At 68.4% G+C, this 13,400-nt stretch carries 17 protein-coding genes; 10 read left to right on the top strand and 7 right to left on the bottom strand.

Annotated elements, in window-relative coordinates; translation table 11 throughout:
- Both AC5Y5V_RS02915 and AC5Y5V_RS02910 read right to left on the bottom strand, forming a co-directional pair.
- A partial coding sequence (locus AC5Y5V_RS02915) for an NAD-dependent epimerase/dehydratase family protein (RefSeq protein ID WP_499931075.1) occupies positions 1-992 on the bottom strand: 992 nt, incomplete at its 3' end.
- Positions 989-1,495 (bottom strand): nuclear transport factor 2 family protein, encoded by a 507-nt coding sequence (locus AC5Y5V_RS02910; protein WP_499931074.1) that lies wholly within the window; start codon positions 1,493-1,495, stop codon positions 989-991. The genes AC5Y5V_RS02915 and AC5Y5V_RS02910, both read right to left, overlap by 4 nt.
- Positions 1,496-1,551: 56 nt before the next feature.
- Between AC5Y5V_RS02910 and msrA the strand changes: the two genes are divergently transcribed.
- Positions 1,552-2,067 carry a peptide-methionine (S)-S-oxide reductase MsrA gene (gene msrA / locus AC5Y5V_RS02905; RefSeq protein WP_499931073.1) on the top strand — a complete coding sequence of 172 codons (516 nt, stop codon included), beginning with the start codon at positions 1,552-1,554 and terminating at the stop codon, positions 2,065-2,067.
- 1 nt (position 2,068) lies between these two features.
- On the opposite strand, the gene AC5Y5V_RS02900 is transcribed toward msrA, so the two are convergent.
- Entirely contained in the window at positions 2,069-3,394 is a 1,326-nt protein-coding gene (locus AC5Y5V_RS02900) for a cytochrome P450 (protein ID WP_499931072.1), read from the bottom strand.
- Positions 3,395-3,517: 123 nt separating this feature from the next.
- Here AC5Y5V_RS02900 and AC5Y5V_RS02895 point away from each other — a divergent pair, with 123 nt between their 5' ends.
- From AC5Y5V_RS02895 to AC5Y5V_RS02885, 3 genes are read left to right on the top strand one after another with little or no spacing between them, the layout of a single operon-like run.
- Positions 3,518-4,117, top strand: coding sequence for a TetR/AcrR family transcriptional regulator (locus AC5Y5V_RS02895; RefSeq protein WP_499931071.1), 600 nt, complete (start codon positions 3,518-3,520; stop codon positions 4,115-4,117).
- Positions 4,118-4,157: 40 nt separating this feature from the next.
- On the top strand, positions 4,158-4,370 hold the full coding sequence (locus AC5Y5V_RS02890) for a TOBE domain-containing protein (RefSeq protein WP_499931070.1): 213 nt from the start codon (positions 4,158-4,160) through the stop codon (positions 4,368-4,370).
- A gap of 2 nt (positions 4,371-4,372) precedes the next feature.
- Positions 4,373-5,416, top strand: a complete 1,044-nt coding sequence (locus AC5Y5V_RS02885; protein ID WP_499931069.1) for a zinc-binding dehydrogenase — start codon at positions 4,373-4,375, stop codon at positions 5,414-5,416.
- A 9-nt stretch (positions 5,417-5,425) separates the two neighbouring features.
- Here the strand turns inward: AC5Y5V_RS02885 and AC5Y5V_RS02880 are convergent, their stop codons facing one another.
- The 3 genes from AC5Y5V_RS02880 to AC5Y5V_RS02870 form a co-directional block, all read right to left on the bottom strand.
- Entirely contained in the window at positions 5,426-5,950 is a 525-nt protein-coding gene (locus tag AC5Y5V_RS02880; protein WP_499931068.1) for an SRPBCC family protein, read from the bottom strand.
- Positions 5,951-6,042: 92 nt separating this feature from the next.
- Positions 6,043-7,161, bottom strand: a complete 1,119-nt coding sequence (locus AC5Y5V_RS02875; protein ID WP_499931067.1) for a fatty acid desaturase family protein — start codon at positions 7,159-7,161, stop codon at positions 6,043-6,045.
- Between the two features lie 32 nt (positions 7,162-7,193).
- The gene (locus tag AC5Y5V_RS02870) at positions 7,194-8,294 is read right to left on the bottom strand and encodes a flavin reductase family protein (protein WP_499931066.1); all 1,101 of its coding nucleotides are present in this window, start codon (positions 8,292-8,294) and stop codon (positions 7,194-7,196) included.
- A 69-nt stretch (positions 8,295-8,363) separates the two neighbouring features.
- On the opposite strand from AC5Y5V_RS02870, the gene AC5Y5V_RS02865 reads away from it, so the two are divergent.
- Positions 8,364-9,059, top strand: coding sequence for a TetR family transcriptional regulator (locus AC5Y5V_RS02865; RefSeq protein WP_499931065.1), 696 nt, complete (start codon positions 8,364-8,366; stop codon positions 9,057-9,059).
- Here AC5Y5V_RS02865 and AC5Y5V_RS02860 read toward each other — a convergent pair whose 3' ends face one another.
- Entirely contained in the window at positions 9,060-9,665 is a 606-nt protein-coding gene (locus AC5Y5V_RS02860) for a GNAT family N-acetyltransferase (protein WP_499931064.1), read from the bottom strand. It abuts the gene before it with no gap.
- Positions 9,666-9,719: 54 nt separating this feature from the next.
- On the opposite strand from AC5Y5V_RS02860, the gene AC5Y5V_RS02855 reads away from it, so the two are divergent.
- The 5 genes from AC5Y5V_RS02855 (at position 9,720) to AC5Y5V_RS02835 (ending at position 13,394) form a co-directional block, all read left to right on the top strand.
- Positions 9,720-10,808, top strand: coding sequence for a F420-dependent hydroxymycolic acid dehydrogenase (locus AC5Y5V_RS02855; RefSeq protein ID WP_499931063.1), 1,089 nt, complete (start codon positions 9,720-9,722; stop codon positions 10,806-10,808).
- An 81-nt stretch (positions 10,809-10,889) separates the two neighbouring features.
- A complete protein-coding gene (locus tag AC5Y5V_RS02850) occupies positions 10,890-11,459 on the top strand; it encodes a nuclear transport factor 2 family protein (protein WP_499931062.1) in 570 nt (189 codons plus the stop codon).
- A 162-nt stretch (positions 11,460-11,621) separates the two neighbouring features.
- Entirely contained in the window at positions 11,622-12,236 is a 615-nt protein-coding gene (locus AC5Y5V_RS02845) for a TetR/AcrR family transcriptional regulator (RefSeq protein ID WP_499931061.1), read from the top strand.
- Positions 12,237-12,245: 9 nt separating this feature from the next.
- Positions 12,246-12,977: a Type 1 glutamine amidotransferase-like domain-containing protein gene (locus AC5Y5V_RS02840; RefSeq protein WP_499931060.1), complete on the top strand. Its 732-nt coding sequence runs from the start codon at positions 12,246-12,248 to the stop codon at positions 12,975-12,977.
- Between the two features lie 45 nt (positions 12,978-13,022).
- Positions 13,023-13,394: a nuclear transport factor 2 family protein gene (locus AC5Y5V_RS02835; protein ID WP_499931059.1), complete on the top strand. Its 372-nt coding sequence runs from the start codon at positions 13,023-13,025 to the stop codon at positions 13,392-13,394.
- The last annotated feature ends 6 nt before the right edge of the window (positions 13,395-13,400 follow it).

Raw genomic sequence — 13,400 nt, 5'->3', positions numbered from 1 at the left:
TTGCTGGTCTTGCCCATGGCGGCCCAGAATCGGGCGGCCGCACGGATCGACTCCTCCACCGGGCGGGGGTGCCAATCCAGTTCCCGGACCGCCTTGCCGTGGTCGACGGGCGCCTCGGCGCGCATCATGCGCACCGATTCGAGGCTGAGTTCGGTGTCCTTGCCGGTGAGCCGCGCCTGCAGGCTGCCCAGCGCGCCCAGGGCGTAGAGCACGGGGACCGGGATCGATCGCCGCGGCGGCAGCACCCCCGCCTCGTCGGCGGCGATGCGCACCACGTCCGTCAGCGGGATCATGCGTTCGGAGATCAGGTATTTCTCGCCGTTGCGGCCACGCTCGGCGGCCAGGATCATGGCCCGGGCCGCGTCGTCGACCCCGACGACTTCGAGTTGGATTCCGCTCATCTGGAACGGCAGCTTGCCGAACACCGTGCCGGCGATGAAGGCGCCGTGCGGGGTACGGCCCCAGTCACCGGTGCCGTAGGTGGTGGACACGCACATCGCGACGGCGGGCAGGCCGTGCTCGGCGACGTAGCGCAACACCAGATCCTCGGCCTGGACCCGGGATTGGACGTACGGGCTCACCCGCCGGCCGGCGGGTATCCGGTCGGATTCGTTCGCGACGTGGCCGTGCCGGCGGTCCACCGTCGCGTAGGTGCTGGTGAACACGAACCGGTGCAGGCCGGCGTCTTTCGCGACGTCCAGAACGTTGCGCAGGCCCTCGACGTTGGTGCGGAACAGCGGCGCCGGGTCGCGCAGCCACGCGCGGGTGTCGACGACGCAGTAGTACACGTCGTCGCAGCCGTCCATCGCCTCCCGGACGGTGGCGGTGTCGAAGACGTCGCCGTGAAAGCGGGTGAGCTCGAGGTCGTCGATGCTGCGGGTGTTGGCGGTGGGCCGCACCATCACGCGCACCTCGTGACCGTCCTCGACCAGCAGGCGGGTCACGTGCGAGCCGAGGAAGCCGTTGGCGCCGATGACGAGCTTCGGGCTCACTGCACCGCGCCGTACTGCTGCATCCACCGGGCGGCGTCGTCGTCCAGGGTGCCGAGTTCGGATGCCTTCTGGCACCACTTGAGCCCCGCCTTCATGAAGCGCAGCGGGTTGTAGATGTCTTCCTGCCGGCGCCACAGGCCGTCGCCGGCGTAGGTGATGATCGAGATGTTCGTGGCGGTGATGACGCTGCCGTCGCCGGGGTCGCGCATCGGGTTGTCGAGCTCGATGATGATCCGCCCGGTGGGCTCGTCGATGACCGACCACAACGACGGGAACGCCACCATGTGGCTGCCGGGGAAGGTCGTCATCGTGCGCCGGATCCAGTCGCGGACCTGATCGCGGCCGCGCATGGTGCCCGCGGCGTGCTCGATGTAGAGCACGTCGGGCGTGTAGTGCTGCACCCAGGCGTCCCAGTCGTGCGTTTCGGCGGCTTGGGCGACGGTCTGCTCGAATTTCTCGAAGGCCGCGGCCAGTTCGGCGCGCGAGAACTCTGGGCCGCTCACGAGCCGTTACACCTCACGGCCGGAGTGTAGCCTGGCCGCTAAGGAGGGCTGACAGCATGGCAACTACTCAAAAGGCGATCCTGGCCGGCGGCTGCTTCTGGGGGGTGCAGGACCTGATCCGCAAGCAGCCCGGGGTGATCTCCAGCCGGGTCGGCTACAGCGGTGGCGACGTTCCCAACGCGACCTACCGCAACCACGGCACGCACGCCGAGGCCGTGGAGATCGTCTTCGACCCGTCGGTCACCGACTACCGCACACTGCTGGAGTTCTTCTTCCAGATCCACGACCCCACCACGAAGAATCGGCAGGGCAATGACCGCGGCACCAGCTACCGGTCGGCCATCTACTACGTCGACGACGAGCAGAAGCGGGTCGCCCTGGACACCATCGCCGACGTCGAGGCGTCCGGCCTGTGGCCCGGCAAGGTGGTGACCGAGGTCAGCCCGGCGGGCGACTTCTGGGAGGCCGAGCCCGAACACCAGGACTACCTGCAGCGCTATCCCAACGGGTACACCTGCCACTTCGTCCGCCCCGGCTGGAAGCTGCCGCGGCGGGCCGACGCGCAGCGCTGAATCAGCGCCGATGCACGACTATCCGGCCGCCGTCCTTCGGGATGTAGGCGACGCCGCGGCAGTGCCACTTCTCGTCGGGCGCGGTCGTCGTCTCGACGGCGAACTGGCGTAACACCGTTCGCAGCACCACGTCCATCTCCACGTTGGCGAACGCCGCCCCCACGCAGCGGCGGGCCCCGCCGCCGAACGGAATCCATGCGAACGAGGGCGGCCTGGTCCCCAGGAAACGCTGCGGGTCGAAGCGGTCGGGGTCGGGATACACGTCGGGGTCGTCGTGGATCCCGGCAATGTTCACGATCAGCGAGTCCCCGCGCGGAATGGCCCACTCGCCGAGCTGATACATCTCCGGGTAGACCTTGCGGGGCGCGAAATCGATGACGGTCCGGGCCCTTTGGACCTCCAGGATCGTCGCGTGGCGCAGTTCGCCGTCGTCGCCGCTGGCCTCCTCGACCAGGTCCGCCATCAGCTCGGGGTGGCGGGTGATCCGCTCGAAAGCCCAGGCCAGCGTGGATGCCGTCGTCTCGTGCCCGGCGGCCAGCAGGGTCAGCAGCTCGTCGCCGATGTCCTTGCGTGACATGACCGATCCGTCGTCGTAGCTGCTGCGCAGCATCAGCGCGAGCACGTCGGTGCGATTCTCGAAATCCGGGTCGGCCCGCTCCGCGTCGATCAGCTTGTCGAGCACGATGTCGTACCTGCGCCGATACTCCGCGAGCCGGCCCCAGGGGGTGAACCGGCCGTACGTCCGTTCGGGTTTCGGCACGGCAGCCAGTCGCGAACCCAGGGTGACCCATGGCGGGATGAGGCGGCGCAATTCGTCGAGCTCGGCGCCGTCGGCGCCGAAGACCGCCCGCAGGATGGCGTTGAGGGTGATGTGCATCATCGACGGCAGCGTGGCGAAGGGCTCGCCTTCCGGCCAGGACGCCGTCTCGCGCAGCGTCTCCTCTTCGAAGATGCGCTCGTAGTTCTTGATGCTCTTGCCGTGAAAGGGCGGTGCCAGCAGCCGTCGCCGACGGCGGTGTTCGTCGCGGTCGAGCGCGAACACCGAGCCGGACCCGAACAGCCGGCTGAGGTTGGGCTGGATATTGCCCAGCTCATCCGGGCCGGTGGTGAAGACCTGCTTGGCCAGCTGCGGGTCACCGATGACCACCATGCGGCCGAACATCGGGATGTCGAGCATGAAGACGTGGCCGTGGCGGCGCGTCATCCACCGCAACATGCCGCGGCGCGACCCCGCAAACAAGATGCCCTGCAGCAGCTTCGGCAGCCGGCTGGTGGGCGGCAATCTGACGGCGGGGGCTGCGGGCGGGGCGGTCATTACTTCGGTCATGGCAGTAGATGCTCCCAATATCTGCCCCGGAAACGGGGTTGGTACGACGGTGTACCGCGCGCTTTCCCGGTACGGTACTCTGTGGTACCAACGCTGACAAGTGTGTCACGAAAGGGGTCGGTCATGACGGCAATGGCCGGCGACGCGATTCTGGTGCCGCCGTTTCGCCGTCGCCTGCTCGACGGTCTTACCGCCTCGATCCGCGAACGCGGCTACCGCGCCACCACCGTCGCCGACATCGTCCGCCACGCCCGCACCTCCAAGCGCACCTTCTACGACCAGTTCGCCGGCAAGGAGCAGTGTTTCCTGGAACTGCTGCGGGCCGAGTTCGAGATCATGGCCGACGACATCCGGGTGGCGGTCGACCCCGAGGCCGACTGGCATCGGCAGATACGTCAGGCCGTGGAGGGCTACGTCGGCAGCATCGAGTCGCGGCCGGAAATCACGCTGAGCTGGATCCGCGAGCTGCCATCCCTGGGTGACTTCGCGCGCCCGGTTCAGCGCGAGGGCTTGCAGTTGCTGACCAACCTGCTGATCGGGCTCAGCAGCAGTCCGGGGTTCCGCCGGGCCGGCCTGCCGCCGCTGACGCCGCCGCTGGCGGTCATCCTGGTGGGCGGCCTGCGCGAGCTGGTCGCACTGGCCGTCGAGGACGGGCGGCCGGTGCGGGAGATCGTCGAGCCCGCCGTGGACGCGTCCGTCGCCTTGCTGGGGCCCCGCGGCTAGGCTCGGTTTCGCCGACCGTCGACCAGTGGAGGACCGCGCGATGCGCCTATCGACCCGCAACCAGCTCAAGGGGACCATCGTCGAGGTCGACCTCGGCAGCGTGATGGCGATCGTCAAGGTCCGCCTGGACGGCGGGGACCAGGTCGTCACGTCCTCGGTCACCAAGGACGCCGCCGTCGAGCTCGGCCTGGAGGTGGGCCAGCCCGCGACGGTGTTCATCAAGTCGACCGAAGTGACGATCGGCGTCGAGTAGCCATGGCGTCCACCATGCGCGCCGAGCGCTTCTATGCGGAGACGAAAAAGGTTGCGCTGGAGGATGTTCCGATACCCGAGCCGGGGCCGGGCGAGGTCTTGGTCAGGGTCGCGTTCTGCGGGATCTGCCATTCGGACCTGAGCCTGATCAACGGGACGTTCCCCGCGCAGGCGGAGGTGGTGATCCAGGGCCACGAGGCGTCGGGCACCATCGCGAAGCTGGGACCCGACGTGACCGGCTGGGCGGAGGGCGACCGGGTGGTGGTCGCCGCCGGCCGGCCGTGCGGGCGCTGCGCGAACTGCCGTCGCGGCGACGGCGTGAATTGCCTACGGATCCAGTTGATGGCCTTCGCCTACGACGGCGCGTGGGCCGAGTACACCGTGGCCCAGGCCGCGGGCCTGACCCGGGTGCCCGACAATGTCCCGCTGGAGCAGGCCGCGATCCTGGCCGACGCCGTGTCCACGCCCTATGGCGCCGTCGTCCGCACCGGAAAGGTCGCGGTCGGTGAGTCGGTGGGCGTGTGGGGCGTCGGCGGGGTGGGCACCCACATCGTCCAGCTCGCGCGGCTGGTGGGTGCGGTGCCGGTGATCGCGGTCGACATCAACCCGGCGGTGCTGGAGCGCGCCCTGGAACTCGGGGCGGACTATGCCTTCAGCTCGCGCGACGACGGGCTGCGTGACAAGATCGCCGAGATCACCGGCGGGCGACTGCTGGACGTCACCTTCGACGCCGTGGGCCTGAAGGTCACGTTCGAACAGGCGCTGGACTGCCTGACGTCGGGCGGCCGGCTGGTGGGCGTCGGGATGAGCGCCGAGGCGCCGACCGTCGGGCCGACCGCGATGTTCGGGCTGACCCGCAAGCAGGTGCTGGGCCACCTGGGTTACCAGAATGTCGACATCGAGACGCTGGCGAAGCTGGTTTCGGCCGGGCGCCTTGACCTTTCGCGGTCAATCAGCGAAATCGTCTCGCTCGAGGACCTGCCGCTGGCCATCGAGAAGCTGGAGCGTCAGGACGGTAACCCCATCCGCATCCTGGTCCAGCCGTAGTCGCGCTCGTCAGCGCACCCCGTGTTCGGCGAGCCTCTTGATCGCCGCCAAGGTCTTGTCTATCGCGGCCTCGAATTCCCGCAGCCGCACGAACACGATCTTCTGTTCCTGGTCGGGCATCGCATCGATGGACACCGACAGGCCGGACCGGCCGGGCCCCAGCTGCGCCCAGTAGCTCAATGCGGTACCGCCGTCGCGCGGCGTCAGCCGAAACCGCCACGTCGCCGCCGGGTGCGCGGAATCACCGACGGCCCAGGCGAATTCACGGGGCTCGTCGTAGACGACGATCTGCGAGGTGGTGCTCCACCGCCCGAACGCCGGGTGTTCGTTGTGCCCGACGAAGCGGGCGCCGGCGCTGGCGCGGTCGGCACCGTCGGCCCATTCCACGGCCTGCAGCTCATTGCTCAGGGTCGGCATCAACTCGACGTCGCAGACCAGGCTCCAAACGCGGGAGGGATCGGCGTCGATCCAGGTCGAGGCCTCCACCGTCGGGTTGTCCGCGTAGCGCGCGCCGGTCCACTCCACGGACGCCATTGTCCCCCGCTCGGTCCTTCGGTGTCCCTCCAGAGCAAGCGGGGGTTGGCTTTTCGCGCGCCTGACGACTCGCCTGGCACCTCGCCTGACGACTAAGCGGCGACCAGTTCCTTCCCGGGCGACGCGGTCTCGGCCGCGGCCCGGCTGCCGCGCCGCGTCCAGGAGTCGGGAACGGCGAGCCGCACGATCTTGCGGACGACGGTGCCGAACTGCCGCAGTAGGGGGCCCTTGTTGTAGGGGATGCCGTAGCGCTCGCAGATCTCCTGCACCTCGGGCGCGATCTCCGCGTACCGGCGGGCCGGCATGTCGGGGAACAGGTGGTGCTCGATCTGGTGCGAGAGGTTGCCGGACAGCAGGTGGAACGTCTTGCCGCCGGTCAGGTTCGCCGACCCGAGCACCTGACGGAAGTACCACTGGCCGCGGGACTCGTCCCTGGTCTCGTCGATGCTGAATTCCTGGGTGCCGTCGGGGAAGTGGCCGCAGAAGATGATCATGTACGACCACACGTTGCGCATCAGGTTGGCGGTCAGGTTGCCGGTGAACACGAACGGCGCGAACGGGCCGGCCAGCAGGGGGAATGCGACGTAGTCCTTCAGCGTCTGCCGGCGGGTCTTCTTCCAGATCTCCTTCAGCGTCTGCTTTTTGTCCCGCAGCCTGATCTCACGGGTGCGGATCCGCTCGGTTTCCAGCTCGTGCAGCGCGACGCCGTACTGGAACAGCACCATCAGCAGGAACGCGTAGACCGGGTTGCCCAGGAAGTACGGGCTCCACTTCTGGTCCTCGCTCATCCGGATGATGCCGTAGCCGATGTCGCGGTCCATGTCGACGATGTTGGTGTAGGTGTGGTGCATGAAGTTGTGCGAGTGCCGCCACTGGTCGGCCGGGCAGGCGGTGTCCCACTCGAACTTCTGCCCGGAGATCGTCGGGTCACGCATCCAGTCGTACTGGCCGTGCATGATGTTGTGGCCGATCTCCATGTTGTCCATGATCTTCGCGATGCCCAGCATCGCGGTGCCGAACAGCCAGGTGGGGGGCAGGAACAGCAGCGCGCGGCCGCCGACCTCCAGGGCGCGCTGGGCCTTGATGACCTTGCGGATGTACTCGGCGTCCTCTTCGCCGAGGTCCGCCATCACGCGCTCCTTGATGACGTCGAGCTCGCGGCCGAAGGCGTCGGCCTGCTCTTTGGTCAGGGTGATCTTGTTCTGTGTCATGGCAATTCCTCCCTAAGTCTCGATGTGGTTGGTCAGAGGGCGATATCGACGTCGCCGACGGGGACGGTGACGCAGATCTGCACGTTCTCGTTGGGTGCGGTAGAAACGGCGCCGGTGATGAGGTTGCGCACGGTGCCGGAGGTCTTGCGGCGCGTGCAGGTGTGGCAGATGCCCATCCGGCAGCCGTTCTGCGGCGTGAGGCCGGCCGATTCGGCCTGTTCCAGCAGGGGACGCCCGTCGTCCTCGACGTCGACCTTGCTGTCCGCGAACGTCACCCGCCCGCCCGTCGGGTTGGCCGGGGCCTCGATCACCGGCGGCACGAAGCTTTCGGTGAACACCTTTTCACAGTGCGCCTCGGCGCAGTGCTTCTTGACGGCCTCGACCAAAGCGGTTGGACCGCAGACGAACACCGCGTCCGGTGACTCCATCGCGGCGGCCAGGTGCTCGGCACCGAAGCGGCCGGTCAGCTCACCCGAACCCGAACGGGTGAACCCGTGCAGCACCCGGACCCCCCGCAGGGCGGCCAGTTCCTCGCGGTAGGCGGCCTCCTTGGGGGTACGGGCGTAGTGCACGAACGCGATCTCGCCGGCATGCCGCTCGGCGATCAGGGTGCGCAGCATCGCCATCACGGGCGTGATGCCGCTGCCGCCGGAGACGAACAGGATGCGACGGGGCCGCTCGGCGGGCGAAGCCCCGGGCAGCACGAAGTCGCCGCCGACACCGTCCAGGCCGACCACCATGCCGCGGCGGGCGCGTTCGTACAGGTAGGTCGAGACCAGCCCGCCGTCGTGCACACCGACCGTGAACTCGAGTTCGGTGCTGCCCTCGACGTTGGCGGGCGAGTAGCACCGCGAGTGCATCCGGCCGTCGATCTCCACCGTCACGTTGACGAACTGTCCCGCCCTGACCGTGTAGCGGTCAGTGAACGCGGCGTTCGGAGCCAGGGTGAGCGTGACGCTGCGCGGCGTGGTCCGCCGCACATCGACCACCTTGGCGCGGGCCTCGCCCGACGTCCACGTCGGCGTCACAAGCTCGGTGTACCGGTCGACGCCGTGGGGGCCGGTGAGCAGATCGACGAGGTCAGAACTCAGGACTCGCTTGGCGATCGTCCGAGTGAAAGTTTGAGTGAACATGTGTACACCGTGACATCGTTCTGCGCAGGTGGTCAAGGGTTTCGGCAGCTCTGTGTTACGGTTCACATAGTGAACAGTCGTACTCCTAGCTCACACTCTCGGCGACCCGGCCGTGACCGCGCCCGCGAAGGGGCCCGCGAAACGGGGTCGCGCGAGGAACGCAAGGAAGCCACGCGGCGCGCCATCATCGCCGCGGCGCTCAAGGCGCTCAACGACCGCAGCTTCAGCGGCCTGAGCCTGCGTGAGGTGACCCGCGAAGCGGGCATCGTGCCCGCGGCGTTCTACCGCCACTTCGACTCGATGGAGGCGCTGGGGCTGGTGCTGATCGACGAGTCGTTTCGGTCCCTGCGCGACACGTTGCGCGGCGCGCGGGCCGGCAAGCTCGACCCGAGCCGGGTGATCGAATCGTCCGTCGAGATCCTGGTCGGCAGCGTCGCCGAACAGCGTGAGCATTGGCGGTTCATCTCCCGCGAACGCTCGACCGGGGTTTCGGTGCTGCGCTACGCGATCCGCACCGAGATCCGGCTGATCGTCTCCGAGCTGGCCACCGACCTGGCGCGGTTCCCGCGACTGAACGAATGGAGTACCGAGGATCTCAACGTGTTGGCGAGCCTGTTCGTCAACGCAATGATCGCCACGGCCGAGGCGATCGAGGACGCCCAGAGCGCCGAGGCGCTGGAGGAGATCCACCGGATCGCGGTCAAACAGCTGCGGATGATCGCCATCGGCGTCGCGGGCTGGCAGAGCAGCGACCGCCCCCGCTAGCTACTGCGGATCACGCCACATCTGCCAGATCGGCGGCCCGCCGCGCGGCAACGTGAACTCGCCGGTGACGGTGAAGCCGAAACGCTGGTAATACGGCACGTTTTCGGGCTTGGACGACTCCAGGTAGGCCGGGCAGTGCTCGGCGTCGCAACGCTGCAGCCTGGACCGTAGCAACGCCTGGCCGTAGCCCTGGCCGCGCACCGAAGGGTCGCTGCCGATGGTGCCCAGGTACCAGTGTGGCTCTTCGGGGTGGACCTGTTTCATCGCTTCCTGCACGGCACGCCCAATCGACACCCGCAAGCCGAACACCCGCAGCAGCGACGGCGCCATCGCAAGCTCCTCGCGGGCGGTGTCGAGCCACTGGTCCGGCGGTGCCCACAGCGTCGCGGCACCGATGTCCGTTCCGACGCAGGCAACCTCGACGCCACCGCGAGCCAGATAGTGATGGCGGGTCAGCGCCGCGAACAACCGGCCCAGATGCGCCGTCCGGGTCTTATCCTCGGGAAGCAGGTGCATCATGACCGGATCGTCGTAAAACGCCCGGGCCAGCGTGCGTGACAGCGCGCGGACGTCGGATTTCTGCGCGGGCCGGACCTGCGGGGTCACCCCAACCACGGTAGCGGGACGTGTGGCCGCCACAACGGCGGGTAATCGCATCCGATGACCGGTATCTCCAGGCGGGCATTCGGCGCGGCGCTGGCCGGGGTCGGCGCGCTGGGCGCGGCCTGTGCCACCCAGCGGGGCCCGGCCACTCCGGCTAACCCGGCTAACCCGGCCACGCCGTCGGGCAAGGGGGTGGGAGTTGTGTTGTCGCACGAGCAATTCCGCGCCGACCAACTGGTGGCGCAGGCCCAGGCCGCCGAAAAGGCCGGCTTCGGGTACGTGTGGGCCAGCGACCACCTGCAGCCGTGGCAGGACAACCAGGGCCACTCGATGTTTCCGTGGCTGACCCTCGCACTGGTGGGCAGCGGAACCAAAAGCATCTCGTTCGGCACGGGCGTGACCTGCCCGACCTACCGCTACCACCCGGCCACCGTCGCCCAGGCCTTCGCGTCGCTGGCGATCCTGAGCCCCGGCCGGGTGTTTCTGGGGCTGGGCACCGGTGAGCGCCTCAACGAACAAGCCGCCACCAACACCTACGGCAACTACGCCGAACGGCACGACCGGCTGGTCGAGGCCATCGAGCTGATCCGCCGGCTGTGGACCGGCGAGCGAATCTCGTTCTCGGGCCGCTATTTTCCGACAAATTCGCTCAAGCTCTACGACGTGCCACCGACGCCGCCGCCGATCTTCGTCGCCGCCAGCGGGCCCAAGAGCGCCACGCTGGCCGGTCAGTACGGCGACGGCTGGATCACCCAGGCCCGCGACGTCGGGGATCCGAAACTGCTCGCCGCGCTCACCGCCGGCGCGCAGCGGGCCGGCCGCGACCCGGGCACGCTCGGCAAGCGGGCCGAGCTGTTCGCCGTCGTCGGCGACACCGCCGCCGCCGCCCGCGCCGCCACGCTGTGGCGGTTCACCGCCGGCGCCGTCGACCAGCCCAACCCGGTCGAAATCCAGCGCGCCGCCGAGTCCAACCCCACCGACAAGGTGCTGGCCAACTGGGCCGTCGGCGTCGATCCGGCCACCCACATCGGCGCGGTGCAGAAGGTTCTCGACGCCGGAGCCGTGCCGTTCCTGCACTTTCCCCAGGACGATCCGCTCACGGCCATCGAGTTCTACCGCACCAGCGTGCTGCCCAGGCTGCGCTGAGGATCGGCCCGGCCGCACGAATCATCGGCAGCATCCCGGGTGACCCTTGTGCAGAAACATTACAAGTGTAATCATTCCTGCATGGCATTTGACCGCGATGAGTTCGACGAGTTCTGGAACGACTGGCTGGAGGTGAACCGCCGGGCGCAGGACTCCGGCGACTGGGGCGTGATGGCCGACTTCTACGAGCCCGACGCCACCTACGGATGGTCCTACTCCCCCACCGACCAATTCATGGCCAACGGCCGCGAGGAGATTCGCGACCTGGCACTGGGCGCCGAGATGCTTGGCTTCCAGGGCTGGATCTACCCGTATCAGACGGTGCTGTTCGACGACCGTTCCGGACAGGCGTTCGGGCTGTGGCGCCAGCTGTCCACCTTCCCCTCGCCCAGCGGCGAGCCCTACGAGATCCAGGGGCTGGGCGGCAGCTGGTTCCAGTACAGCGGTCACCGCAGCTGGTCCTGGCAACGCGACATCTTCGACGTCGGAATGGCAAGCGCCGCAATGGTTGACATCATGCGAGACGGCACGAACTCGCCGGAATTCGATGCCCGGATCAGCGCGACGCGGGCCGGTAATCAGCCCGGCCACTACGGCTCCCTGGCCGAGATGAGCGCGCCCCTGTGGCCGGTGCCCCCGGTCCTGACGTGAGGCGGGTCGTCCGCGGGGTCCTGACGTGACCCCGCGCCCACGGCGCCCGTCCCCCCTCGCCGTGCGTGAAAGCACTGCGAGATTTCGTCCGTTTTTTCGCGGTGAGTTCACGTTCGCCGCAGGTGAAGGGACCTCAAGCGGGACCGGCGCGTCGGGCGCAGCATGACGGCACCCCGGCGGCCCGCCACCGGCAGTCAGGCCCGCGCCGAGCGCAGCCGCCAGGCCGTCATCGACGAGACGGTGCGCTACGTCCTCCAGGAGGGGTTCGCTCCGCCCAGCATGCGGCAGATCACCGAGCGCGCCGGCCTGACGTGGGGGGTGGTCCAATACCACTTCGGCGATCTGGACGGCATCCTGATGGCGGTGGTGGACAAGGGGTTCGGCGAACTGCTGCAGACCCTCGACGCGCTGCCGGCGCAGGCCGTGGCGACCGACGCACGACAGCGGCCGGCGTTCATCGTGGACGCGGTCTGGCACGCGTTCTCCAGCCCCACGTCGATGGCCGCCCTGGAGATTCTGATCGCCACCCGCGGCGCCCGCACGTCCTCCGCCAATGCCCACCTGGCCGCAATGACCCAGCGCCTCACCGAGATCGGCCGGCACCTGGGGCCCGGCCTGGCGCCGTCGGACGCCGCCCGCCTGGGCAACCTCGTCTGGGCCACCATCCGCGGCCTGGTGGCGGTGCAGTTGACCTTGCCGGAACCGCTGGACAGCTCGCGCGAACGCCAGATGCTCGCCGACGTCATATCCGCCTATCTCGGCGGAGCGCGGGGCTAGATTGTCGGCATGCCTGCAGACGCGCCGACGATCGTAGCTACCAGCGGCGGGATCAGGGAGGGCCGACGGATCCGCTACGAGTTCAGCGCGTTGACGGAGTACGCGGTCGACCTCGCCGGCGTTTCCGGCCGAGCGCCCCGCGTCTGTTTTCTCGCGACGGCGCAGGGAGACAGCCCGGCCGCGGTGTTCAATCTTCTTGCCGCCGCGCAGGAGCGCGGGTTCTTCGCGTCGCACGTGTCGCTGGTTCCGATGCCCAACGTGGAGAACATCACGGCGCAGTTGCTCGGCAGCGACGTGGTGTGGGTGTGCGGTGGCAGCGTGGCGGCGCTGCTTGCGCTGTGGCGCTTACACGAGGTGGACGTCGCGATGGCCGCGGCGTGGCGGGCCGGTGTGGTCCTGACGGGCGTCTCCGCGGGCTCGATCTGCTGGCATGTCGGCGGGACGACCGACTCTTACGGTCCTGCGCTGCGACCGGTGACCGATGGACTTGGTCTGGTGCCGTATTCCAATGGGGTGCATTACGACTCCGAGGCCGAACGCAGGCCGTTGTTCCATCGGCTCATCGCGCAGCGGACCATTCCGCCTGGGTATGCGACCGATGACGGCGTGGGCGTGATCTACCACTGCACGTCTCTTGCCGGGGCTGTCGCGGAGAACCAAAGCGGCGGTGCCTATTTCGTCGATCGCGGCGCGGATGGTAAGGCGACTGAGGTGCCGCTCGACGTCGTGCGGCTGGTTTAGTCCCAGTAGACAGGCTCGGGCCGCGACGGTGTAGCGTCCGAGGCCATGCCGTCCAACGAAGCCGTCGCCGAGACCGTCAAGCGCTACCTGGAATTCGTAGCCACGGGCACCGCCGACGATGTCCTGACCCTGTACACCGACGACGCCTCCCTCGAGGATCCGATCGGCTCGGACGTGCTGCGCGGCCGCGACGCGATCCACGGGTTCTACGCGAACGTCCAGGATCTGCAGAAGGAAACCGAACTCGCCGAACTGCGGGTCGGCGCGGGCCAAGCCGCGTTCCTGTGGCACCTCACGCTGCAGGCCGGCGAGACGCGCACCCGGATCTCGCCGATCTCGCTGATGACGTTCGACGACGACGCCAAGATCACCTCGATGCGGGCATTCTGGTCGCCGTCCGACGTTCAGACCGTCTAGCATCCA

The sequence above is a fragment of the Mycobacterium sp. NGS68 genome, assembly GCF_059812195.1.
This window is presented reverse-complemented; position numbering and strand designations above follow the sequence as displayed.